Here is a 25,604-nt window from a genome sequence, read left to right as displayed (position 1 = left end):
CAAAAAATTGTCCGCGTGGACCCGTTTGTATGAGCGCCAGACTCTGGACTCCGGGTGTCATATCCACCGGGTTTCGAGGTTTTCGACAACGGTTGAAAAAGAAAATTCACCCTGCCGGGTCGTTTCAGCTTATTGAGTTTACCGTAAAAACCCGCCGCTGCAATGTTGCTGACCAGGAATATAAGTTACCTTACAAACCGTATCCCAGCCGCAAAGCGGTTGACTGTTCAGCTCGCCGGTATATACCCGCTTATGCCGATAAGCGGCAAAGCCCGTTGGTAATCAAATGGCAGTAGAGTGATATCGGCCCCATGCTCTAACAACAACATGACCAAGCGAATCGACCGGCAGTCAATCGCGTTTGCCAGCATCGTTTTGCCGGCCCGTTTCTGCCTGAATTGATAGTTTGGATCGATAAGTTTACGCTCAAGTAAAGTCGTTAATACAAAGAGATCATAGCCAGGGGAGCGAGTCAGCGCATAGGGAATTTCACTGCCGTACAGGTGCAGTCGGGGGTCGTCCAATATCGGATTATCAGGCAGGAAGTCATCCGCTGTGAAATCATATTTATCCAGCAAGTGCAGGACAGTCTTAGTGTTGTGGGCATGAATTGCCACAATGATCAATCTTAAGGCATCTGCTTTATCTCGAATATGTTCATCCACCAGCATCGGATGGGGAAACCGCGCGATCTCTTCTAAAGCCGGCAAGCGAAAACGGTATTTCTGATAACGGTCAGTCGACACCATACGTGGTATATGGAATTCAGACTGAAATAAGAAATTAAGTATCCTATCCAGTTCAATACTGTTGGCGAGGGCGGCATAGGCGAAGTTTTTGAAGGCAGTATCGGCTGAACGACGTAAAAAAAGAACGGTTGAAAGCGATAGCGCTTGCTTCATATCGGCCGGGGTATAAATGGCGACCTCCTGTTCGTCCACTTCACACATTGCACGGTCCCGTTCCAATGCACAGATCGGAAAACAATACACCATTTCCTGATGTTCATGGTATCTCGAAAGGGGTAAGGCGCTGTCCAAATGATCGGTAAGGGTCATATAGCCGTAACGAGCGCCAGGATGGTGTTCATCAATCAGATAGGCGATAGCGCCAAAATCGGTACCATTATGTGTAGTGTTAGCGATTAAACGGTTGTTTCCTGGAGGTTTGCTGAATTCCATAGCGAAGGAAACAAAGTCTCGATGGTTGAAATCGTTTGCGTCTTCCTTGAGCCGGTCGCTGATAAAAGGAATTTTCAGCCGTTTCAACATGCTATGAGAGTAGAGGTTGAGCCGGCCCTGGCTATCAAGCGCATTGTTTGTCTGGTGACGATATCTGATGTGGGTATGAAGGATTGCCCGGCACAGATTCTCTTCCTGTTCGCTGAGAGGGCCGACTTCGTCCCGCAATTCAACGATATTTTCTCGTGATGTGCCTTTAAGATATTCCAATGTATTAACCGATGGCCGACAAAAATGGCAAGAATTATGGGCCATAAATTCCGGGAAAGTGCTGAACATCTCCAGGTATACCTTGCGCGCTATCACTTTCTGGAAAAATCGTTTAATGATATTCGCCGCTTTGTCGTTAACCTGATTTACCGTCATTGCCGGCCGATTGCTGACCGCCGTCAGCCTGGCGGTTGCCAAGGGTTCATCATCGCCGCCGATAACAAAATTGACCGGCAACTGCTGAGTACGCAGTCGTGTGGCCGAAGAGGTTGAAAGATCCATTTCCAGCTCCGATAATCGCCGATAGTGGCGCCACAAGCATAAAGCCTTTCCTTACAAGGAGGGACCCCGCAATTTGGCAGAGTGATATTTATCACGCCGCTGGCCGCAAAAAGGGCCCGATCACCTGCAAAGTAACCGGGCCCTGCTCAATCGGCTCGCATTGACCGCCGAAGCAACGCTATGCCGTTGGATTGTCAGGCACAGGCGCCGGCGCATTTTCCAGGATCATTTTCTGCGGCGCTGACAATGCGATACCGGCGGCGCGCAAATGTTTGAGTATCTCGAACAGCAGATCGCTTTTGGCATTACCCACCACCCGCGGACTGCTAACAAAACCGGTGACGCTCAGCACGATACCGGTCGATGAAAGCTGGCTAAAGGTGACTGATGGCGCCGGCGAATCGAGGATGGCTTCATTCTCCCGATAAACATCCAGCAACAGGGTTCTTACCTGCTCGGGATCGATATCCAGCGGGAATGTCAGCGCGATGGTGGCAACCCCCTGAGCATTGCCCATCGTCGCGTTGCGCACGTTCTGAGAGATAAGCTGGGAATTGGGGACGATTACCGTGGACCGGTCGCCCAACTGGATTTCAGTGGCCCGGACATTGATCCGACGTATATCACCTTCAATGCCGCTGATACTGATAAGATCGCCCACTTTTACCGGCCGTTCGGTCAGCAGGATCAGGCCTGAGATAAAGTTTTTGACTATTTCCTGCAGACCGAAACCGATACCTACCGACAAGGCGCTGACGATCCATGCCAGGTTATTCCAGCGAATACCAAGCGTCGTCAGGGCCAGCAGGATAATTAGCACATAACCCACGTTGCTGAACAGGGTTACCAGCGAGGATCGCAGCCCCGGCTCCATCATGGTTTTAGGCAGAAAGTCTTTATCCAGCCAGCGGCGGGCAGAGCGAAGCACATAAATGCCTACCCCGGCCAGGATCAAGGCATTCAACACGTGGGCCGGCACAATATTGAGCTTCTCCAGCCCCTTGCCGCCATAAATTTCGATCGCGTTCTGCAACAGCACCAGCGGGGTTGTGGTGCCAAAGGTACCGTTAAGCAGCGCCACCACGGCAAACAGCAGCAGCATGGTCTTGCCGATAGCCGACAGCAGCGCCGCTGCCTGGGCCAGATGCCGATCGTCTAAATTCAGCGAACGTTTGATACGCTGACCGGTAAAATTGCTGGGTGAAAATACGCTTTCACACGCATCCACCACCAGATGGATAAGGAAATAAATACAGGATAAAACGATGGCAACCCACACCAGTTCATAGGTGAGGAATCGGGCCAGCGCGATATAGCCTATCAACAGTGAAATCAATATCGCAAAAGCGGTAATGCTGATGGCCAGATGAATCAGGGCATCGACCGGCGAGCGGATCGGCAGAGCCTCGCCTTCTGCAGCCAGTTTATTACGTATCCGGTTGCTGCGTATCGGGATCATCGCGGCGGTAATCGCCACCAGCAAGGAGGCCAGTCCGTTACCCATAATGGTGGTCGGTACACTGGTCCCTACCGCGTTATTGGTCTGCTCTATGATGCCGAAGATAAAGATAAGCCCCGCCAGCAGAGGCGGAAAAGACTTCATGCCACGGGCAACCGGATCGGCAATGGTCGCCAGTCGCCATGAGGGCCGCTGATTGGACAGAAAAGCCCGGCCAAGGCCGGATATCAGCGCACTGAACACAGCCAGCTTGACCATGTTATCCACGAACGCCAGCACTGAGTCAATCAGTTCGGTGTGGCGGGTAAAAGTATAAGCCACCAGATTAGCCGCGATGCCGATGGTCAGGATACTGGCCAGCGCAGTGGCGGATGCCAGGAAGCTTCGTCTCAGACGTCCTTCCGGCAGCAGGTTGATGCCTACCCAGGCCAGGCCGCGCTCCAGCAGGTGGCGGCCATAAGTGCCGACGGCGATCGCCAGCAACAGGCAGATAATAGACCCGTAACGCCAGTCCGGTTGCCAGGCGCCTTCCCAGGCTTGAGAAATCTGCTGGCCAAAGGTCTCGAAGCGACGTGCATCTTCAGCCTGTTTATCCACCAGCGGCGACCAGAACCGGCCACCGAGTATACTGCCCGAATTCAGCGCCAACTGGGTGCGCAGGGCATTACGCCGCAGGGCCACAATCTGCGCCGAGAGATTGGCGGCATTGTCTTTGATGGCCTGAGCCTGCTTTATCTGATCATCCAGCTTCCCCTTCTGGACATTCAGCGTTGCCCGCTGACGGGTTACCTGGCTGGTTTCCGCCATGGCATTTTGATCCGGCGCCGGCGCCGGACCTAAAACCTCAAGCTGCGACTGCAACTGGGCGCGATCAGGAATCAACGCGGTGACCAGAGCATCGGCGTCAGCCGCAAGTTCCAGGGCAGCATCATTCAGGCCGCTGAGTTTATTATCGTTATTTGAACCGGAAACCTGCTGCTTGATGCTATCAAGCTGCTTTTGCAGTTTGGTCAGCTCGGCAGTGGCGTTCACTTTCACCGGGGCGGCGGCAGCGCCGTCCTGGGATTGCTGCTGCTTGCCGGGCGCATCCGCCGCCTGGCCGGCAATCGGAGACAGCGCCAGCAGGCAAAGCAGCAAATAGGAACAGAAAGAGTGCAGGGGCTTACGCATAATGTAAATTATCTCGAACACAATAATGCAATGGCTACAACGTCGGATAGCATAAACAGGCCGTAATAAATGCGTGTGTCATTATCCACTCTCACCGTCAGCAACGGAAGCATCACAATGATGCCAGAGTGACAAGATTTATATTAGACATATTATCTGAAAGCGTCAGTTCAGGTAGTTTGAAGCAGCTTATGGCGCCTGTGTCGTCGTTTTTCATATGTAGCACCGCAGGCTTTATCGCGCTCATCCGGCTGGTTTTTTAGCTATACGGGCTTTATCCGGACCCTCCGGCTGCATGACGTCAGCACTGTACTACAATCATCTCAGCTGATTTTTTTCATTTGATAAGGACAATATCATGAGTAATTTCATTTTCTCTTCACCCGGAAAATATGTTCAGGGCAGCGGTGTACTGGATGAGTTAGGAGAATACGCTAAAGCGCTGGGCGGAAAAGCATTCCTCATTGCTGACGATATTGTCTGGGGCATTACCGGCGACCGAGTTAAAGCCTCGCTTGAAAAAGCCGGCGTGGCATTCTATTACGAGCGATTTAACGGTGAAGCCTCCGGTAATGAAATCACTCGCCTGGCCAGCCAGGCACGTGATGCCGGCACTGAGCTGGTGGTCGGGCTCGGCGGCGGTAAAACCATGGACACGGCCAAAGCGGTTGCCGATGAACTCAAACAGCGGGTCGCCATTGTGCCGACCATCGCCTCAACCGATGCTCCCTGCAGCGCCCTATCGGTCATATATAGCGACGATGGCGTATTCGAGTCTTACCGCTTCTATGACCGTAACCCAGATCTGGTGCTGGTCGATACCCACATCTGCGCCCAGGCGCCGGTACGCCTGTTTGCCTCCGGTATTGCCGACGGCCTGGCGACTTATGTCGAAGCGCAGGCGGTGAAACGTAATCTTTCTCTTTCAATGGTCGGCGGCAAACCGACCATTGCCGGTATGGCCATCGCGCAAGCCTGCGAAGAGACGTTGCTGACCTATGGCCTAAGTGCTTACCAGGCGGTGGAAAACCACGTCGTTTCGCCGGCGGTTGAATCTGTGGTCGAGGCAAATACCCTGCTGTCGGGATTAGGGTTCGAGAACGGCGGTCTTGCCGGCGCTCACGCCATCCATAACGGCTTTACCGCCATCCAGGGTGATATTCACCATCTTACCCATGGTGAAAAAGTCGCTTATGGTACGCTGACCCACATGGTGCTTGAGCAGCGCCCTGATGAAGAGATTGCCCGCTATATTCGCTTCTACCGTCAAATCAAGATGCCAACCACGCTGAAAGAGCTGCATCTGGACAATGAATCTTTCGAGAATCTGGTCAAAGTCGGCGCCCTGGCCTGCAGTGAAGGTGATACCCTGCGTAATCTCAATCCAACGCTCACCGCCGAAGAAGTGGCGCAGGCGATTGTCGCGGTGGATGCCTTCAGCAAGACCGTCACTGACTGATGAAAACGCATGATCGCCAAAGAAACTGAGCTGAAGAAAGTAAAACGTCTGGCCCTGCTGCTGCTGCTTGGCGCAGCAGGGACTTTCATCGTTACCCTGTTCCTGGAGCCGGGATTCTGGGTCAATGGCCTCAAGGCAATTTCAGAAGCGGCGATGGTCGGCGCCCTGGCCGACTGGTTCGCCGTGGTGGCGTTGTTCAAGCGGGTCCCCATCCCGTTTATCGCCCGGCATACCGCTATTATCCCGCGCAACAAAAACAAAATAGCCGATAATCTGGCGCTGTTTGTACGGGAAAAATTCCTGGATACGTCATCGATTACCGGCCTTATCCGCAGGCATGATCCTGCCAAAATGATCGGGGTATGGCTGACAGAGCCGCATAATACTGATCGGATGGGCAGCTATATCCTGCAGATGATGCGCGGCTTTTTGGGAGTAACCGATGACCAGCGTATTCAGGCATTTATCAAGAAAGCGCTGCATGCGGCCATCGACCAGTTGGATCTCTCAGTCTCGGTGGGCAATATACTGGACAGCCTGACCAAGAACGGCCGCCATCAGGATTTGCTGGATGCGGCAGTCAGTCAGTTGATAGCGGTGCTGAATAAACCGACCACTCGACTGATTATCTCGTCACAGATAATCAAATGGCTGAAGCGAGAGCACCCTATCAAGGAAAAAATGCTGCCCACCGAGTGGCTGGGTGAGCACAGCGCCGAACTGGTCGCTAACGCAGTCAATTCAATACTGGATGATATTAGTCAGGACCGTGGGCATGAATTGCGCCAGCGTTTCGACCAGATCACCCAGAAGCTAATCGACAGTCTTAAACACTCGCCGGACATGGCGCGACGAGCGCAAGAGATAAAAGAGTATCTGAAGAATGATGATGTACTGAACCGCTATATTCGTGAATTATGGGACGATTTGCGCGCCTGGATCCTGGCTGACATGGACAGCGAACAGTCGGTGCTTCATGCCAATATCGCCGCCTCAGGCGCCTGGCTTGGGCAGACCCTGTCCCGTGATGCCGGCTTGCGCGCCTCACTTAACCAGCATATGGAAGCGGCCGCCGCCAAAATGGCGCCGGATTTTTCCGCCTTTCTGACCCAGCATATCAGCGATACGGTGAAAAGCTGGGACGAGCGCGATATGTCCCGTCAAATCGAGCTTAATATCGGTAAAGATCTGCAGTTCATCCGTATCAATGGCACCCTGGTAGGCGGCTGCATAGGCGTTGTGCTTTACCTGCTTTCTCAGTTGCCGCTGCTGATTGCCTTGGCAGGACGCTAGCGCCAAGGCGCCTTTCGAGCCCCGGTAACAAACCGAGCGGCTACACTTAGTGTTACCCCGCCACGCCATGAGGAACCGTTACTGATGCCTGAGATGAATCCCGCCGCCGTAAAACGCCCGATCGGCAGCCATGGCGTTATCGGGGATTTGCGCACCTGCGCACTGATTGCCGATGACGGCACCCTGGATTATTTATGCTGGCCAAACCTGGACAGCCCTTCGGTTTTCACCGCCCTGCTGGACAGTGATCAGGCAGGGCTGTTCAGTCTGGCGCCTGAATGGACAGACTGCCGCCGCCAGCAGCTGTACCTGCCGGACAGCAATATCCTGCAAACCCGCTGGCTCTCCCAGCATGGGGTGGCGGAAGTCACCGATTTTATGCCGCTGTGCGAGGCCGGTGATACCCAGCCGCGCATCATCAGACGGGTGCAGGTCATCCACGGCGAAGTGCGGTTTCATTTACGCTGTGCGCCGGTGCATGACTATAGCCGCGCCGCCACCGTCGCTTCGTTGGATCAGGATTCAGTAACGTTTGCCGCCCAGGGACAGCCAGCACTGCGACTGGTTGCCAGTGTTCCCCTTGAGGCCCAGGGTAATGCCGCGACGTGCAGTTTTGTGCTGAGCCATGGGCAGCAGGCCGAATTTATGTTTGGCGGCGCCGAGGATGAACTCTTGACCCTCGAAAACGTCAAGCTCTGCCAGCAAGAAACGTTGCAGTTCTGGCAGCGTTGGAGCGCCCAGAGCCACTATCGCGGCAGATGGCGGGAAATGGTTAATCGTTCGGCGCTGGCGCTGAAGCTGCTTACCTCCCTCAAGCACGGATCGATTGCTGCGGCAGCCACCTTTGGCCTGCCGGAACATGTGGGCGGCGAGCGCAACTGGGATTACCGGGCCACCTGGATACGCGACGCCTCCTTCAGCGTCTATGCCCTGATGCGACTGGGCTACAACGACGAAGCCAAGGCGTTCAATCAATGGGTCGGCCGCTGTATGGAAAACAGTCAGTTTGCCCCCGAACACCTGCAGGTCATGTATCGCCTGGACAGCGGTACCGATCTTGAAGAACATACACTGGATCATCTGTCAGGCTATGGCGGATCGCGGCCGGTGAGGATCGGTAATCACGCCTACTCCCAGCTGCAGCTTGATATCTATGGCGAGCTGATGGATGCAGTCTACCTGGCGAATAAATATGGTGAGGCCATTTCCCATAAGGGCTGGCAGCATATTATCCGGATGATTGATCATGTCTGTGACCACTGGAACCAGGCTGACGCCGGCATCTGGGAAATGCGTGGCGAGCCTCAGCATTTCCTTCATTCCCGCCTGATGTGCTGGGTCGCCATCGATCGCGCGCTGCGCCTTGGCATGAAGCGATCGCTGTCGATGCCTTATGATCGCTGGGATAAGGTCAGAGGTGAAATCCGCCAAGATATCTGGGCGCATTTCTGGAACGAAGATCTGGGTCATTTTACCTCGACCCGTGATGGCAAGTCTCTGGATGCGTCTATGCTGCTGATGCCGTTATTCCGTTTTGTCAGCGCCAAGGATCCCGAGTGGCTGGCCACGCTTGATGCGATAAAGACCCATCTGGTCGAGGACGGCATGGTCTATCGTTATCATACCGCCGATACGCCAGCAGATGCACTGGATGGGCAGGAAGGCGCTTTTGCCGCCTGCTCATTCTGGTACGTGGAATGCCTGGCCCGGGCTGACAGGATAGACGAAGCCCAGGTCGAGTTTGAAAAGCTGCTTCGCTATGCCAATCCCCTGGGCTTGTATGCTGAAGAACTCGATAAGCGGGGGTATGCGCTGGGCAATACCCCTCAGGCGCTGACCCATCTGGCGCTTATCAGTGCCGCCTACTATCTGGATCGCAAGTTAACCGGCGATCGATCTTTGTGGCAACCCTGAATGGCCGGCGGGCCGGCAACCCGTAACGGCTGAGTATCCGCTGATAGGTTACACTGCCGGATAAGCGGCATTATCCGTTCCAGGCCCAAGGCCATGGCTCTTGCCAAGTCCAGCCAGTTTCAAATTCCGCCATGGCTGATTCCTGATGCCGTTCGTCCTTCCCACTGGGCGGGAGGGTCAGGTCATTCAGAATAAGCGCCACCACTGCGGCATCATTGTTAAGCGCTAACGGTTCAAGCGGGTTATCTGCCCAATCCGGCGATCTATCTGCGGCAGAAGGATTACCGGCGCATAGACAACCTTGCTCTTTTTCAGCGTAATCAGCCGGGCCTTGGCAATCTCCCCTCAGTTCGGATGACTCATTCACATAATGAACATCGGTTACCTCTTCAGTTACGATTACGCTTGATTGATTATTCAAATCCTTAACCTGCTCGTTGTCATTGTGAGTTGACGCCGATTCACTGGAATCAGCATAGGGTCTATCTTCTGGCCAGAGCGGGGGCTCATCTTTTTCGTAAGATAAAGGCCAAAGCACCTCTTCATACTCTTCAGTCTCACCCATGGTCTGCATTTCAGCGCTGACCGGCATTGAATGTCCCCAGGCGCTGACTGGCATTGAATGCCCCCAGGCGGGGGCCGCGGCGACAAACATGGGGTAAACGAGGGAACGGACCAGGCTGAAGGGTCTGATTACAGAAAATAGGCTGGGGAATATTTTCAATGATAACAACATGGTGACTACCATTTCCTTGGCTGGTATTAAACGCATGCCGCATTTTAGGTAATTAGTAGTAGAAGTCACTGTGAAGTAAGTTACTGTTTAGCATCAGTTATGAAATCAACCTGAAGGGCCGGCTTTTTCAGACAATGCGGTATGCCAGTGCCATCTATCGCAGTGGTTCAACAGCTTAATGATTGAAACAGCGAAGAATTATTACTTACTACTCAATTGACTGTCACTGAAATCATGCTGGCGTTGGGGTTCATGACTACATCCCACTTCAATCGGCAATTTTTGCGGATCTGTGGGATGTCACCGACGGCCTTTCGTAAGCAGGCTCATGGTAATTCAGCGATGAGTTCAGAAATGCGCTGATCTTACCAGACAGTTCTTGGTGGATGGTCGCCGCGCCCTGAATCACGATCGAAGTCGTTAATCCTGCAGAACTTTTCAACGTTTACCCGCATTGCAGGCATGGGTCGGGCCATCACCGGTGCCCAATACGCATCCGAAATGATGCCCACTCTTATTTTCCATTTATATTATAAATCTACCGATCTATATTTAAGCCTCTGCGCTGCAGGAGATCCTGTGGTCGACTCTCACCAGAAGGAAATAATCATGCGGATATTAGTGGTTGGCGCCGGCGCTACCGGAGGCTACTTTGGCGGTCGCCTGGCGCAGGCCGGACGGGATGTCACTTTTCTGGTACGTCCCGGCCGGGCAAAGACCCTTGAACAGCAGGGACTGCAGATTTTGAGCCCGCAGGGTAATCTGACGCTGCATCCGCAATGGGTCACCGCCGATAAGCTCAACCAAACCTACGATCTTATCCTGCTGACGGTGAAAGCTTTTTACCTGGAACAGGCGATGAGCGATATCGCTCCCGCGGTTGGCAGCGATACCGTCGTCATGCCGATACTTAACGGCTTCAGGCATCTGGAAACGCTAACGGCGCGATTCGGCGCAGCGGCAGTGATAGGCGGGCTGTGTAAAATAGCGTCGACGTTGGACGAGCAAGGCCGCGTAGTCCATCTCAATGATTTGCATCTTATCGCTTACGGAGAACTGGCTGGCGGCCGCTCAGACCGAATTATCCAGATTGAGCAAACATTCCAGGGCGCCGGGTTCACGACCCATGCTTCAGACGACATTATCAGCGAAATGTGGGAAAAATGGATTTTGCTGGCAAGCCTGGGGACGATTACCTGCCTGATGCGCGGCACTATCGGCCAGACCGCCCGTGCCGATGGCGGCGAAGCCTTTGCGCTGGCGGTGATTGAGGAAATTACATCGATATTGGAGGCCCAGGGCTATCGCCGTAATCAGCCATTCCTGAACCAGACCCGCGGCATGTTGACCGACAAAAATTCCACCATGACTTCCTCCATGTATCGCGACATGATAGGCGGCAATCCGGTGGAAGCGGACCAGATACTGGGCGATTTGGCGCGTCTTGCTGACAAGGCCGGACTCAGCACCCCTTTACTGGCGGCTGCCCGCACGCATATGTCGGTCTATCAGCAGAGCAGGGCAGCTGATGACGCTTGACGACCCTGGCCATACCCGATAAGCAGGCCAGCCTGCCGCCATCAGTATCGATAGTATTGATGGCGGCCCGGCCAAGCCCGGCGCAATGATTCAGCGCCGGTTACTGACAGGCGTAGTGATTCAGCGCCGATCACTGACCGGCGATTTTCATCGAGGGCAGCAACACCGAACCACACTGAATATTGCTGCGGGTCTCTACGTCGCTGCCGATGCTCACAATATTGCGCAGCATATCTTTCAGGTTACCGGCAATAGTGATTTCACTGACTGGATACTGTATCTGTCCGTTTTCAACCCAAAAACCGGCCGCACCGCGCGAGTAGTCGCCGGTAATGGCGCTGACGCCCTGGCCCATCAGCTCGGTCACGACCAGTCCCCGATCCATTTTCTTTACCATGGCATCGAAGTCGAGCGCCTGGCCATTAATCCGCCAGTTATGAATGCCGCCGGCATGCCCGGTGGTCTGCAGCCCCAGCTTGCGGGCCGAATAGCTGCTCAGCAGCCAAGTCTGCAATATTCCGTCCTTGACGATATCCCGATCCTGAGTGCGTACCCCTTCGCTGTCGAAGGGCGATGAAGCCAACCCTTTGAGCAGATGGGGGCGCTCTTCGATATTCACCCAGTCGGGCAGGATAGCTTTGCCCAGATAATCAAGCAGGAAGGTCGACTTGCGATAGACATTACCGCCGCTAATCGCCCCGACCAGATGGCCGAACAGCCCAGTCGCCACTTCGGCGGCGAACATGACCGGCGCTTCCATCGTGGATAATTTACGTGGATTGAGATGAGCCAGGGTACGGCGAGCGCACTCCTCGCCCACCCATTCAGCGGAACGCATATCCTCGAACGCCCGGCCGATGGTGTAGGCGTAGTTGCGTTCCATATCGCCGCCGCTTTCGGCAATGACGCTGGTAGAGATTGAGTGGCGGCTGCTGCTGTAGCTCTGCAGCATACCGGCGCTATTACCGTACACCTTGGTGCTGAAGTGGCTATTGAAATTGCCGCCTTCGGTATTGGTAATCCGCTTGTCCGCCTTCAGGGCGGTCTGTTCAGCCAGGGCCGCCAGGGCGATACCGCGCTCAGCATCCAGTTCAGCCGGGTGGAACAGGTCCAGATCAGGGGCGTCAAACGCCAGCAAAGATTTATCCGCCGGACCGGCAAACGGATCTATAGAAGTGTAGCGAGCAATATCCAATGCGGCATTGACGGTGCGGGCAATGGCATCAGGGCTGAGATCGGTAGAAGAGGCGCTGCCCTTGCGTTGCTGATAATAGACGGTGATGCCTAACGCGCCATCGCTGTTGAATTCAACGTTCTCCACTTCGCCGTAACGAGTACTTATACCGATGCCGGTGCTCTTGTTAACGCCGACTTCCGCCGCATCCGAACCGGCGCTGGCCAGTTCCAGAGCCTGGGCGACTGCGTTTTCCAAAATTTTGCGCTGTTCTGCAACCTGGGTAACTAATTTCATTGATCCGCCATCATTCATAGAGTTTTCCGCCAGATGGTGATTCCGCCGGCGACCGGCGGGAATCGGGTTTTGCTGTCAGCCAGCCTGAAACCGCTGTCGCGTCATTAACATAAGTCTATCAGCCCTCGGGGCATTTGGCACTTTATGCGGGTCACTGGCTGAACGGCTATGGCGCAATTGGAGCCATAAGTTGATAATAGCCGGAGCGCGGTGGAATAATGCCGTTGATCATCCCTTGCAACCTGTTAGGATTAGCCTCTTTTTGAGGAACCATACCATGACCAAACATCCTGAAGACTGGCGCGATGAAAAGCCGGCAGACCTGCCCGATGACCAAGATGATGAAATCATCTGGGTCAGTAAAAGCGAAATCAAGCGCGATGCCGAAGCCCTGAAGGATCTTGGCAGCGAGCTGGTTAGCCTGGGAAAAAATGCGCTGGAAAAAATACCACTGGACGATGACTTGCGGGGCGCAATCGAATTGGCCCAGCGTATTAAGCGCGAAGGCCAGCGCCGTCAGATCCAGCTTATCGGTAAAATGCTGCGCGCCCGCGATCCGGCACCGATCCAGGAAGCACTGGATAAACTGAAAAATCGCCATAACCAGCAAATCACGCTGTTTCACAAACTGGAAAAACTGCGTGACAAGCTGATAGAGCAAGGGGACGAAGGTATTGCCGACGTGCTGGCGCTCTACCCTCACGCCGACCGCCAGCAACTGCGTTCGCTGGTACGGAATGCCCAGAAAGAAGCCGCTGCCAACAAGCCGCCTAAAACCGCACGGGATATCTTCAAATATCTGCGTGAACTGGCCGAAACCGAATAGCGACCGCTATAGCTGTCCGCAACCCGGACCAGGCTGCCTGAGTAACAATGCCGTTACCGGCATCCCGGACCTGGGGGTGGCAAGGCTTATGACCGGATTGGACGGTGCCGATAATGTGGCCGCAGGCCGGCGGGCCTATTAGTGAAGATTGAACCTGAGCTTGCCGTCTAGCTCTTCCTCAGCCTCTTCGAACAACAGAATCAATGCGCCAAAGCGGCGTTTCTTCGACGCATTCAGATGCAGAAACTCGATCTCTACCGGCAACGGCAACTGCTGGGTGACGGTGAGCCACAGGTCGTCAAGATTGGTTTCCTCGGTAAGTTCCAGGGAAAACTGGCGACCAAAGTCGCGGTAAAAAGCTCCAAGATTGGGTATCTGGTTAAAATCAAAGGATACTTTCCCCATCAAGCATTCTCCGCACGGTAGATTTTATCCGGCTTAACGCCGGCTGTCCTTTCAGCATGCCACAGCCCCATGACACAAGCATGGCAAAAAGGGTGATCAAAGGCCGCCTAAGTGTAACGTTTTAACCTCAAGGTAATCCTCCATGCCGAGGACGGAACCTTCACGGCCGAGCCCCGATTCCTTCACGCCGCCAAATGGCGCCAGTTCTGTGGAGACGGCACACTCATTGACCCCCACCATGCCGCTTTCCAGCGCCGCTGCAACGCGGAACACCCGTTGCAGGTTCTGGGTATAAAAATAGGCAGCCAGGCCAAATGGTGTATTGTTCGCCCGCTGAATAACGTCCTCTTCAGTATGAAAGCGGAAGCAGGCGGCTAATGGGCCAAAGGTCTCTTCGCTGGCCAGTTTCATGCTGTCGTCGGCATCGGCGATAACCGTTGGGGTAAAAAAATTGCCCCCCAGCGAATGCCGTTTGCCACCAGTAACGGCCCGGCCCCCTTTGGCCAGGGCATCGTTAACATGCTCTTCTACTTTGGCGACGCCATCGGCATTGATCAGCGGCCCGACCACGACCCCCTCTTCCGCGCCATTGCCCACTTTCAGTTGGCTGACTTCATCGGCCAGTTGGCGGACAAACTTTTCATAAACCGCGTCCTGGATAAAGAAACGGTTGACGCTAACGCATACCTGGCCTGCATTACGGAACTTGTTAGCGATAGCACCCTTGACCGCTGCGTCGATATCGGCGTCGTCAAACACAATATAGGGCGCGTTGCCGCCGAGTTCCATTGACAGCTTTTTCATGGTGTCCGCTGCATTGCGCATCAGCGTCTTGCCGACCTCTGTCGAACCGGTAAAGGTCACCTTGCGCACTTTACTGCTCGCCATAATGGCATCGCTTATCGCGTGGGTGTCGCCGGCGACGCCATTGATAACCCCCTTAGGCACGCCGGCCTGGCGGGCCAGTTCCAACAGCGCAAAGGCGGAAAGCGGCGTATTGTTGGCGGGTTTGATAAGCGCAGTACACCCCGCCGCCAGCGCTGGCCCCAGCTTGCGGGTCAGCATCGCCATCGGGAAATTCCACGGCGTGATCGCCGCAATTACGCCGACCGGTTCACGGGTCGCCAGGATACGCGAGCCGGCCTTGGCAGGAGGGATAATTTCACCATTCACCCTTTTGGCCTGCTCAGCGAACCACTGTATAAAACTGGCGGCATAGAGTACCTCGCCCTCGGCTTCTTTTACTGGCTTGCCCTGTTCGGCGGTCATCAGCTCAGCCAGGTAGTGCTTGTTATCGATAATAAGCTGGTACCAGCGATAGAGGAGGTCTGAGCGAAATTTGGCGGTCTGGGCACGCCAGGCGGGTAAAGCCGTATAGGCGGCATCGATAGCTGCATTGGTCTGGGCAATGCCTGCCTTGAGAACCTGGGCGATAACCTCACCGGTAGCGGGGTTCTGTACGTCGAAGGTTGCGCCATCGCGATGCCATTCACCATTGATAAACGCGCCGGTTTTAAAAAGGTCGTGCTGGTTTAATTGAGTCATATGTTTCCTCCTGATGGCGTAAGTATAGTCGCCCGATAGCGGAGCGTTTACCCCTGTGCCTATTCAGCGGTGCAACCGGGTAATTTTCAGCCCATCGATGCAGGCTGAGGAAATAGCTTAGTTAATCAGCGCATTGCGATAACGAGATAAGGTGTCCGTCAGCCGCCACACCGGTTCGGTCACCGATCTCGGGGCTTGATACTGTGCCAGCTTTTGTTGGTAGACGTCGAGTTCCTCGAGTAACTGATTAAAGAAGCGACGCCTGCGGACCTCATTATGCGAGACCAGTACCTGATCAGCAGTCGCTCGGATCTGGCGATGCCAGGTTGAGAGATCGGCATTCGCCGGAATATCCGCGCTGCGCAACCGCTGATGAGCGACAATCAGCAGCAGCGCCAGGCGGAATTTCGCCACATCATTCGGAAACAGGCTTAACAGATGAAACAGCTGCTGATAGAGCGCCGGCAAATGATTAACCCTGCGCCGAGCCTGGTTGGTGGACAGTGCCGCAACCGCTTCATAGACCAAATGGTTGAGTAGCACCCGGCCGACACGCGCCTTGGAACTGTCTCTGATAAGCAGGATCACCAGCATGGCAAAGATACAGCCAATCAATTGGCCTAAAGCGCTGTCGATAAATGTGCTGACTGAAAAAGACATCGGGTTCTCCAGCACCAGGATATTGATAGTGCCGGCCAGGGTGCCGAGGCTCCCCAATCGCCGTTTCTGGACTTCGATGCCGATGACAAACGCCAACGCCCCAAGAGCGATACACAGCAACAGCATGCTCTGCTGGGTCGAGGGCAGAATAAACATATAATAAAGAGCGCCAATTGGCAGCGCCATTGCCATTCCATATACGAAATCCTTGGCCACCATCAGCGGATTAGGCAGACGCATCGCCAGCGAGGTGACCACTGCCAGCATTACCATGCATGCGCTGCCAGCGCTCCAGCCGGTCCAAAGCCAGAACAGACAGCCTAGCGCGGTAGAAATGCCGGTACGCCAGCCATTAATCATCGCATGGTGCCGCTCGGCGGAGGGGGCAGATACTACCGACTGGCTGTCGAGTACCTGCTCTTCAACGCCGCTGATGCGGCTGTTGCTTTTTATCCCCTTAAGCAGCAGTAGATAGCGGGTGGCGGTCCCGACCCAGGTATAGACCGTCGGTGCCGTGGTGCGCGTTGGCGTTGAGGTAATGACCTGACGCAGCAGTTTCATCCGTTTATGAACATCGGCAACGCTGGTCACCGGCTCATCAAGCAGCAGCCGCAGATGGGCTTTGATATATGCCGGATGGTTGAGCAGAATCAGGTAGGTTTCACAGGCCTGGGTTATCAACGTCAGCGACAGGGTATTCAGCGCAATAAGCCGCCGGTTGCAGTTCTGCCAGTGCGCCGACTCCATCATCAGGTTGCTGCGCATCCCTGACAGAGCGGTAGTCAGCTTGACCAGATCGCTCCACGCGTTGTCCAGTTGCTCTTTGGGCGCATTGTTCAGGCAAAGCTGCATCAGCCGATATTGATCCAGCAGCAGTTTATCCACCGTGCGATCGATATCCTGCTTGATGGATCGGGGCGAGAACAGGATGTCAGCCATGATGGCGCACATGATGCCGATAACGATTTCGCTGCAGCGTTCAACGGCAAACTGCGGTGTGACTTGAGGATGCCCCTGGATACTGATGATAATGATAAGCGCCGTATAGCCCGCCAGTCCCATGGCATAGGAGTTCTGCACCTTTACCAGCGATGAAATCCACATGCAGACGCCGGCCCAGATACAGCTCAGCATCAGCATCACCACCGGGGCGCGAATGCTCAGCGTAACGATGGCCAGTGCGCCTATACAGCCGATAAAAGTGCCGATAATGCGCAACATGCCGCGATAACGTATAGCACCGGCAAACGGCTCGCCACCGGCGGCGAAAGCCGGTCCGGCAGCGACAATGGCGGCGGTCAGCACCGACCAGCGCGGGGTTTCCAGGTCAAAGTGAAAACCGACGAACAGCGCCAGCACAATGGCGAAACTGAGCTTGAAAGCAAAGCGGCAGCGGATAAACAGCGATTGTTGCATTATTTCATCATCCGCTTAGCCAAACTCACGCAGTCGATGCAGCAATTGGGTCAGGGGCGACATTTGCGAGCGGTCGCGATTTCCGGCCCCGGTCACCACAATGGTGGCCGTAGTGCCCGCCGGATAGAGGCTGCCCTGCTGGCTGTCCAGGCGAATCTTCACCGGTACCCTTTGTGCCAGGCGTACCCACTCCAGGTTGGAGTCCACCGTCGCCATCCCTTTACTGTCCACCGCGCTGCTGCTGTTGTTCACCCCGGCAGAGACACTGTCAACCGTGCCAAAGAAAGTGCGGTTACTGCCGAGCGGCGTAATTTCAACCCGGTAACCGGGACGCACCCCTTCAAGCTTGGTTTCTTCCATATAAGCCAGCAGGTAAAACGAATTATGCTTGACCAGCGCTACCGACACCGAGCCACGAGTGATGAACTCACCGGCATGAACATTCAGGTTGGTTATCCAGCCCTGTGCCGGCGCCCGCACCAAGGTCCGATCCAGATCCAGTTTAGCCAGATCGCGTACCGCCATGGCTTTGGCCAGTTGATGGGAGACCGTCGCCAGGCCGCTGCTCGATTGATCGATTTCTTCCTGGGACATGGCATTGGTCCCAAGATGCATACGGCGTCCCGCTTCACGCTTTTTCTCCGCCACCAGTGCCTGGTAATAGCTGACATCAGCCTGGGCTTCGGCCAGTGCCTGCTGATAACGAGGCTGGTCGATAACAAACAGCACATCACCCTGCTGTACCAGTTGGTTGTCTCTGACTTTCACCTCGGTCAGCAAACCGCTGACATCGGGAGAAATGGCCACCACATCGGCGGTAAATTTCGCGTCACGGGTCCAGGGAGACTCGGTGTAAAAGGCCCAGGTGCGGAAGATGGCAATAGCCGCGACCAGGACCAGTAACAGAGTTATCGCGATTCTGATTATTTTTGTTGGAACAGTTTTCACAGCGACCTCAAACCAAAAGACAGGATGTCAGGTAGAACAAGCAGCCATACAGGGCAGTATTAAACAGGGCCGGATGCCAGACAAAATCATAAATCCCGGTCGGCTGCAGCATTCTGCGCACCAGGAAGAACAGCGGCAGCGACACCAGTAATTGAAAAAATATCGGCGGAAAAGACAAGCCGAATATCACCAGAACCGGGAACAGACTCATTACTTCTTTCCTTTACATTAAGAGAAACGGCTCACTGCACACCCGCTGCCCCACGGCTCTGGCCGCCGACAGCGATAAGCATGCAGGGTAATACGTGCGCTGAACCTGTAGGCTGCCGAAGAGAGCATCTGGCGAAAAGGCGGATAAGGGCTTGAATGACAAGGGCAGGTCACCGTGTTACTGTTTAGTCAGGACTGATAAAGTTAGACTTTATTTTCAACAGCGACGGCCGTTACTGCGAACCGATAAGGCCATTTTAGCCTTTATATTCGTACACTTTCAACATAATGTGATCTAAATCACTTTTTAACCAGAGTGAATAATGGAAAGATTAAAACGCATGCTGATGTTCGCCAAGGTGGTCGAAGGCGGATCGTTCACCGCCGCCGCCCGGCAATTGCAAATGAGCGTTTCATCAATCAGCCAGACGGTTTCCCGTCTGGAGAATGAGCTGCAGGTGAAGCTGCTCAACCGCAGTACCCGCAGTATCGGCCTGACGGAAGCGGGTAAAATATACTATCAGGGCTGCCGACGGATGCTGCAGGAGTTCAATGAAGTCCATGAACAGCTGTACGCCTTTAACAATACGCCTATCGGCACTCTGCGCATCGGCAGTTCGTCCACCATGGCCCATAACGTGCTGGCGTCAATGACTGCCGATATGCTGCGGGAATATCCCGGCCTGTCGGTTAACCTGGTGACCGGTATCCCCGCCCCGGATCTCATCGCCGATGGGCTCGATTTGGTTATCAGAGTGGGTAATCTGCAGGATTCAGGTCTGTTTTCACGCCGTCTGGGTTCAATGCCGATGGTGGTGTGCGCCGCCAAAAGCTATCTGCAGCAGCAGGGAACGCCTGAAAAACCGGGCGATATCGTCAACTTTTCATGGCTGGAATATGATGTCAGGCCGGACAGTGAATTCGACCTGGTTGCGCCGGAAGGGATAACGTTGCATCTTGCGCCGCAGGGCCGGTTTGCCACCAATGACTCCCAGACGCTGATTCGCTGGTTAATCGCCGGTGCGGGCATCGCCCATGTACCGATTATGTGGGTGCTGGACGAGATAAAACAGGGCAATGTCGAGATCCTGTTCAATCGCTACCATTCGGAGCCGCGGCCGGTGCATGCGGTTTATACCCAGAAAGATAAGATGCCGCTTAAGGTTCAGGTCTGTATCAACTATCTGACTGAATACTTTAAGCGGGTATCGGCGGTTTATCAGGCATTCCGCCAGGAAACAATTAGCTGAAGAACAGAATGGCCGGCCTGACGATAGCTGGCGAAGAACTTTACCTGTTGCAGCCAGAAAACGTGGCTGCAACAGGGTGGGTCGGTTGCTAGCAGGCCTGCCGGCTCCGAACAGTCACCGGCAGCAGTTAAGCACCCTGCCGACAATGCGGCTGATTGACAGTATCAGGCGGTGCCGCCGACGGTGATTTTATCGAGCTTCAACGTAGGCTGGCCTACACCAACCGGCAGGCTCTGGCCTTCTTTGCCGCACACACCCACGCCTTTATCCAGCGCCAGATCGTTGCCGACCATGGAAATCTGCTGCATCGCTTCGATGCCCGAGCCTATCAATGTCGCCCCTTTCACCGGCCGGGTGATCTTACCCTTTTCTATCAGATAGGCCTCGGAGGTAGAGAACACGAACTTGCCGGAAGTTATATCCACCTGCCCGCCGCCAAAATTAGGCGCATACAGGCCAAACTCGACGCTTTCAATAATATCCGCCGGGGTAGAGTCGCCAGCCAGCATATAGGTGTTGGTCATCCGCGGCATCGGCAGATGCGCATAGGACTCCCGTCGGCCATTACCGGTAGGGGCAACCCCCATCAGCCGTGCATTCAGTTTATCCTGCATATAACCTTTCAGAATGCCGTTTTCAATCAGCAGATTATATTGTCCCGGCACCCCTTCATCATCAACGGCCAATGAACCGCGCAGTCCCGGCAGCGTACCATCATCCACGACAGTACAGAGTGGGGAGGCCACTAATTTGCCCATCTGGCCACTGAATACCGAACTGCCGCGGCGGTTGAAATCACCTTCCAGACCGTGTCCGACCGCTTCATGCAACAGCACGCCCGGCCAGCCGGCACCCAGCACCACCGGCATCGCGCCTGCGGGGGCCGCCACGGCCGACAGGTTGACCAGCGCCATTCTCACCGCCTCCCGCGCCCAGGCATCAGCCCGGACATCACCCTCGGCGGTCTGCAGGAAAAAGTCATAGCCTACCCGGCCGCCGCCGCCGCTGGAACCGCGTTCACGCTTGCCATCCTGCTCAACCTGAACACTGATGGACAGACGCACCAACGGACGAACGTCGGCCGCCAGGGTGCCGTCAGTCGCCGCGACCAGTACTTGCTCATATACGCCCGACAGGCTGGCAGTCACTTCCTGCACCCGGCTGTCGGTAGCCCGCGCCACGTTATCGACCCGATGCAAAAGGGCGATTTTCTCTTCGCGCGGCAGACTGGTCAAGGGATCCAGCACCGGGTATAGGGGTGCGTAATTGACCCGTCCCAAAGCGTGTACCTGACCGTTACCCTGCTCGCTGACGATGCTGCGGGCCGCCTGGGCGCTGAGCTCCAGCGCATTCAGCGTCAACTGGTCCGCATAGGCAAAGCCGGTTTTTTCACCGCTGACCGCCCGGACCCCGACCCCCTGATCGATATTATAAGAACCGTCCTTGATAATGCCGTCTTCAATGACCCAGGACTCATGGAAGGTCGACTGAAAATAAAGATCGGCATAGTCCAGACGGCGAGTGCTCATCTGTTCCAGCAGTGAAAACAGGTCGTCATACTTGAGATTATTTGCCGTAAGTAACTGCTCACTTACAAAAGTCAGACTCATAGGTTTCCACTCTAGTAATGATAAATTGACCAGCCCGGCGCTGGCATAAACCATGATTAATATTATTTATAGACTGAGGCAATTAACCGCCCACGTCAAATAGGCGGATTATTTATCGCCGTCGCCAGGCTGCCTGGGCTGGCGTAATTCTTCCTCAATGACCGGCTGATCCAGCGGGCCAGTGATGCGATAACGAATCAGCGAAATCTTGCTCCACAGCGGCGCCAGCACTTTGCTGGCGGCAAACACCGCCGCCCCGACCACCGGATTGATGGCAAACGCCGTGGCTACCCCGACGGTCGCCGAAACTTCAGGGGTAATGACCGCTTTCATGTCGATCTGCTGGCGAGTAAAGTCCACATCACCCGACATGGCAATATCCGCCTCCAGACCGTCCACCAGCAGATCGCTGGTATGCAGGGTGCCGCCTTTAAGCCAGGCGCTGCCTTTAATGGAATCAAAATAGAACCCCTGACCAAATGCATCCCGGAAATCAAACTGCAGTTTACGCAGCAGTGCATCGAAGCTTATCAGGCGCAGCAGCCTGCCAGCCTGCCCGCTGCTGATATTATCGATTTTCCCTTTGCCGAGCGAGCTGTGCAGTACGCCGTTAAGGCTGGACAACTGCGGTGACCAGGGAACATCCTGCCAGTGCAGGTCCAGGTCGATATCAAAAGGGGAATCTCGCAGTGGCGAATCAATGCCCAGGTAATCAGTGGCCACGCTGATGCTCTTTCCGCTCAATTTACCTTTCAGCGAGGTACGGCTTTGCGCGCCGTTCAGGGTCCAGCTCCCTTCGACCACCAGCCGGGCTTTACCGGTATCGACCAGGCCGTCGGTCAACGTCAGGGTATTACGCTGCGGCGTAAGGTCGGCATCGACCCGGCCGAAGTTCTGGCCTTTTACCCAGCACGCCTTGCAGCGCCACTGAACCGCAGGCCAACCGCTGAAATCCTTCAGCCGTTCCGCGTCAGGTAACGGGTCCGTCTGGCCGCCGCCGGCGGAAGCCTTATCTTCAGGCCACTCAGGATTATAATAAAGATAATCCAGGGCCGCTCGCCAGATACCGTTATCTAACATGCTCAGCGTACCGGCAATTTCCTGTCCTTTGGCATCCACCCTGGTGCCGCCGGCGATATTACGGCGGGTCAGGGTAAGATCATGCCAGCGCTGACCGCCCAGAGTGAGAGCCGGGGTCGACAGCGCCAGGGCGTCGGGAAAACGAAAACGGCTGGCGGCGGATTTTCCAGCCGATTGTGACAGCGGCATCATCAGCGCCAGCCATTTCTCGCCGTTCAGCGCCGGCAGGGATAAGCTCAGGCTGCGATCTTCAGGCAGAGAGGGGATCCGGGTGCTGTTACTGTTCCAGGCGCCCCGCGCCAGCGTCAACTGCCGGGCCAGCAGGAATTCGCTGTTGAATGCGTTACTCTGTCCGGCATGGCCACTTAGTCGGAAGGCGTTCAGGTCACCCCGAACGTTAACCGTTACCGGAAAAGCCTGACCTTGAGCTTTGTCCAGGGGTTCGGGTAAGTGACTGCTCACATTTTTTAAATCGCTTTTCACTTCAACCTGATAGGTGGTATTCCCGGCCAAGGGCAGCGCAATGGCAATGTCACTCTGCCATGATGCCCGTCCGCCTAGAGCGCTCGCCAGGGATGGCGGAATAGTTGACAGGCGATTTAGCGCCCAGTCGCCGCGCAGTCCGACATCAATATCAAAACCCTTGTCATGTTCGGTGGAGGTAAAATCAATAGCCACCGGTTGCCCGAACCAGTTGCCTTTCAGGGTATCGCTTTCCAGATTGCCGTTGCTGTAGCGGAACTGACCGCTCAAGTCCTTGAAGCCGGTGCCTAATGCGGTGACGAACAGCGAATTGCCAGCCAGGTTTACCTTACCGGACGCTACCGGCTGCTGACCGGTCAGCGGGATATCCAGATGAAGGGTGCCATTGACATTACCGCCGACTTTCAGCTGATCCAGGGTTTTGCCCAGGGAGTTCTTCAGCGGTGTCTGATAAAAATAATCGCGAATAGCGCTTCCCTGGCCGCTAATATCCGCATCGACCAGCAACTTCTGTCTGGAATAGTCAGGAATGGTGGCGACGATGTTTTTTCCTGTCGCCTCACCCAATCGGGTCTGGGGGGCATCCATGAATAAACCGTCGTTGAGGAAGTCCAGATCGATAGCCAGATTGGTCAGTGCTGGCCAGCCGGGTTCAAATTCATACGTTGCCTGTCGCAACGGCACCCAGACTTCAAACTGGCCGTCATTGTGTTTGAAGGGGAATTGGCTGGGGTTGCCGGCAAACACCAGGGTAGCGTTATCGACGGTTCCCCCTTGCAGCGCACCGGTGAGATAATCCACCAGATGGGTACCCATTAATGGCTCAGGGAAATAGCGCCATGCCTGGGCGGCATCAGTTAACCGCATGCCGGAAAGAATATCTAGCCAGGGTTGGCCCGCTGCCGGCTTGTGGAAGCGAAAATCGCCGGTGGCCCACAAAGCGCGAGCCTGAATATCGAGATCTTTCCCCGCCAGCATCAATCCACTGGCGTCATTGGTCCACTCCAGGTTGACCCTGGCGCTGCTGACGTCAAGCGGGGCGCGAAACATTTCCTTATAAGGCAGGGTGCTGTCAGTCAGCGCCAGCGAGATCTGGCCTGCCGCCGCCGTGCCGGCGGCCATTCCCGAGACTTTATCGGCGCCGGGCAGCAGTTGCCACTGTTGCCACGCCACATCCCGCCAACGGGCGGCAAAGCGGGTCTTACCTGAATCATTAAGCGGTATATCCATCGCCAGCATGGCGAGATGCCCTTTGGGCGCCAAGTCGTTCCACCGGTCGCGCAGATGAGGCGTCAGGGAAGAAAACAGCGGCAGGAAGGCGGAAAATCGCTCGAGTTCCAGATTACTGGCACGCAGGCGGATCTCGCCGGCTTTATCCGGGGCAAATAAATGGTTTTTTTCCGGCTGCCAGAATAGGGAGAGCTTCCCATCGGCCCACGAATCACCATCAGTGGCAATATTTAGCCGCGGTACCGCCATATGCCAGCCTTCATTCTGGCGGGTAAGATGCAGCGCCAGTTTATCGACGTCCACACGGTGATCTTGCCCCTGCTCCTGCCATAACGCACGGCCCTGATTCAGGAAAACGTCGGCCTCGTCAACGTCGCCATCCTTGATCGAAAGCCAGGCGGCCAGACTGAAATCCGCCTGGGTCAGGCCGGTGTTGCTCTGCAGCCACTGACTGAACCACGGTTTGAGATCGATGCCGTCAGCCTGAAGATATACCCGGCCCTTGTCCAGCAGCCCTTTCTCGTCATGCAAGTCCATGCGTACATCAATCGCGCCTTGCTGCACATTAACGCTGGACAGGCTGACCTGGCCCTCGGCCCGATGGCGGTCGCGGCCATTAAGCCAGGTAAGCTGGGGTATCGAAAGAGTGGAACGCTCACCGGAAGGCGTCAGGAATGACAGCTGGCTGTCACGCAGAATAAAGTGATCAAACTGATGCAGGAAAAGATCCGACATCCGGTCGGCCTTGATGGGGCTACCCTGATTATCACGCCCAAGCAACGTGCTGTTAAGATTGAGATTCAAACGGTAGAAGGTCACATCCCTGAACTGCAGACGCCAGTGCAGCAACGATTGCCAGACATCCAGCGCTACCGTCACGCGCTGAATGGTGAATTGTTCATTGGGCGCTGCAGCATCGATACCGCCGATATCAAGCGTTGGTCCGAACGATTGCCAGCTGCCGTGCATCTCCCGGATATGGATATCCATAGCGTAATGACGGTTCAGGGTTTCAATAATCTTTGGACGAAAGGTGTCCAGATGAGGTAATGCCAGGCGGAGCCCACTTACCACCAGTGCAACCACAACAATCAGGGTAGCAAAGAGGGCCATTATAATGCCCGGTAATCGCCTCACATGCCTCTCCTTGCTTCCGATCGCTCGCCG

17 protein-coding genes and 1 pseudogene are annotated in these 25,604 nt (G+C 55.1%); 7 read left to right on the top strand and 11 right to left on the bottom strand.

Annotated elements, in window-relative coordinates; genetic code table 11:
- Positions 1-227: 227 nt before the first annotated feature.
- Complete coding sequence (locus EDC52_RS10055; RefSeq protein WP_131865203.1) at positions 228-1,733, bottom strand: T3SS effector OspC family protein; 1,506 nt, start codon at positions 1,731-1,733, stop codon at positions 228-230.
- 178 nt (positions 1,734-1,911) lie between these two features.
- Entirely contained in the window at positions 1,912-4,362 is a 2,451-nt protein-coding gene (locus EDC52_RS10050; RefSeq protein ID WP_131865202.1) for a DUF3772 domain-containing protein, read from the bottom strand.
- 358 nt (positions 4,363-4,720) lie between these two features.
- Between EDC52_RS10050 and EDC52_RS10045 the strand changes: the two genes are divergently transcribed.
- The 3 genes from EDC52_RS10045 (at position 4,721) to EDC52_RS10035 (ending at position 9,028) form a co-directional block, all read left to right on the top strand.
- Positions 4,721-5,821: a glycerol dehydrogenase gene (locus EDC52_RS10045; protein WP_131865201.1), complete on the top strand. Its 1,101-nt coding sequence runs from the start codon at positions 4,721-4,723 to the stop codon at positions 5,819-5,821.
- A 12-nt stretch (positions 5,822-5,833) separates the two neighbouring features.
- Entirely contained in the window at positions 5,834-7,114 is a 1,281-nt protein-coding gene (locus tag EDC52_RS10040; protein WP_131865493.1) for a DUF445 domain-containing protein, read from the top strand.
- Positions 7,115-7,198: 84 nt separating this feature from the next.
- Entirely contained in the window at positions 7,199-9,028 is a 1,830-nt protein-coding gene (locus EDC52_RS10035) for a glycoside hydrolase family 15 protein (RefSeq protein WP_230468008.1), read from the top strand.
- 70 nt (positions 9,029-9,098) lie between these two features.
- On the opposite strand, the gene EDC52_RS10030 is transcribed toward EDC52_RS10035, so the two are convergent.
- On the bottom strand, positions 9,099-9,647 hold the full coding sequence (locus tag EDC52_RS10030) for a hypothetical protein (RefSeq protein WP_131865200.1): 549 nt from the start codon (positions 9,645-9,647) through the stop codon (positions 9,099-9,101).
- A gap of 324 nt (positions 9,648-9,971) precedes the next feature.
- Here EDC52_RS10030 and EDC52_RS20420 point away from each other — a divergent pair.
- Both EDC52_RS20420 and panE read left to right on the top strand, forming a co-directional pair.
- Positions 9,972-10,127: pseudogene (locus tag EDC52_RS20420) on the top strand (helix-turn-helix domain-containing protein); the annotation flags it as partial.
- A gap of 246 nt (positions 10,128-10,373) precedes the next feature.
- The gene (gene panE / locus EDC52_RS10020) at positions 10,374-11,303 is read left to right on the top strand and encodes a 2-dehydropantoate 2-reductase (RefSeq protein ID WP_131865198.1); all 930 of its coding nucleotides are present in this window, start codon (positions 10,374-10,376) and stop codon (positions 11,301-11,303) included.
- 130 nt (positions 11,304-11,433) lie between these two features.
- Here the strand turns inward: panE and pmbA are convergent, their stop codons facing one another.
- Positions 11,434-12,774, bottom strand: a complete 1,341-nt coding sequence (gene pmbA / locus EDC52_RS10015; protein WP_131865197.1) for a metalloprotease PmbA — start codon at positions 12,772-12,774, stop codon at positions 11,434-11,436.
- A 277-nt stretch (positions 12,775-13,051) separates the two neighbouring features.
- On the opposite strand from pmbA, the gene yjgA reads away from it, so the two are divergent.
- Positions 13,052-13,600, top strand: coding sequence for a ribosome biogenesis factor YjgA (yjgA, locus tag EDC52_RS10010; RefSeq protein WP_131865196.1), 549 nt, complete (start codon positions 13,052-13,054; stop codon positions 13,598-13,600).
- A gap of 138 nt (positions 13,601-13,738) precedes the next feature.
- Here yjgA and EDC52_RS10005 read toward each other — a convergent pair whose 3' ends face one another.
- The 5 genes from EDC52_RS10005 to aaeX form a co-directional block, all read right to left on the bottom strand.
- The gene (locus EDC52_RS10005; RefSeq protein WP_131865195.1) at positions 13,739-14,005 is read right to left on the bottom strand and encodes a barstar family protein; all 267 of its coding nucleotides are present in this window, start codon (positions 14,003-14,005) and stop codon (positions 13,739-13,741) included.
- Between the two features lie 96 nt (positions 14,006-14,101).
- Positions 14,102-15,550: an NAD-dependent succinate-semialdehyde dehydrogenase gene (locus EDC52_RS10000; RefSeq protein WP_131865194.1), complete on the bottom strand. Its 1,449-nt coding sequence runs from the start codon at positions 15,548-15,550 to the stop codon at positions 14,102-14,104.
- 117 nt (positions 15,551-15,667) lie between these two features.
- Positions 15,668-17,626, bottom strand: coding sequence for a p-hydroxybenzoic acid efflux pump subunit AaeB (gene aaeB, locus EDC52_RS09995; protein WP_131865193.1), 1,959 nt, complete (start codon positions 17,624-17,626; stop codon positions 15,668-15,670).
- Positions 17,627-17,641: 15 nt separating this feature from the next.
- Positions 17,642-18,574 (bottom strand): p-hydroxybenzoic acid efflux pump subunit AaeA, encoded by a 933-nt coding sequence (gene aaeA / locus EDC52_RS09990; RefSeq protein ID WP_131865192.1) that lies wholly within the window; start codon positions 18,572-18,574, stop codon positions 17,642-17,644.
- Between the two features lie 7 nt (positions 18,575-18,581).
- The gene (aaeX, locus tag EDC52_RS09985) at positions 18,582-18,785 is read right to left on the bottom strand and encodes a p-hydroxybenzoic acid efflux pump operon protein AaeX (protein ID WP_131865191.1); all 204 of its coding nucleotides are present in this window, start codon (positions 18,783-18,785) and stop codon (positions 18,582-18,584) included.
- A gap of 322 nt (positions 18,786-19,107) precedes the next feature.
- Here aaeX and aaeR point away from each other — a divergent pair, with 322 nt between their 5' ends.
- Positions 19,108-20,034 carry an HTH-type transcriptional activator AaeR gene (gene aaeR / locus EDC52_RS09980; protein ID WP_131865190.1) on the top strand — a complete coding sequence of 309 codons (927 nt, stop codon included), beginning with the start codon at positions 19,108-19,110 and terminating at the stop codon, positions 20,032-20,034.
- A gap of 164 nt (positions 20,035-20,198) precedes the next feature.
- On the opposite strand, the gene tldD is transcribed toward aaeR, so the two are convergent.
- Both tldD and yhdP read right to left on the bottom strand, forming a co-directional pair.
- Positions 20,199-21,644 carry a metalloprotease TldD gene (tldD, locus tag EDC52_RS09975; protein ID WP_131865189.1) on the bottom strand — a complete coding sequence of 482 codons (1,446 nt, stop codon included), beginning with the start codon at positions 21,642-21,644 and terminating at the stop codon, positions 20,199-20,201.
- A 108-nt stretch (positions 21,645-21,752) separates the two neighbouring features.
- Positions 21,753-25,574 (bottom strand): AsmA2 domain-containing protein YhdP, encoded by a 3,822-nt coding sequence (gene yhdP / locus EDC52_RS09970; RefSeq protein ID WP_131865188.1) that lies wholly within the window; start codon positions 25,572-25,574, stop codon positions 21,753-21,755.
- Positions 25,575-25,604 lie beyond the last annotated feature (30 nt).

It is taken from the genome of Biostraticola tofi (assembly GCF_004343195.1).
Classification (GTDB): domain Bacteria; phylum Pseudomonadota; class Gammaproteobacteria; order Enterobacterales; family Enterobacteriaceae; genus Biostraticola; species Biostraticola tofi.
This window is presented reverse-complemented; position numbering and strand designations above follow the sequence as displayed.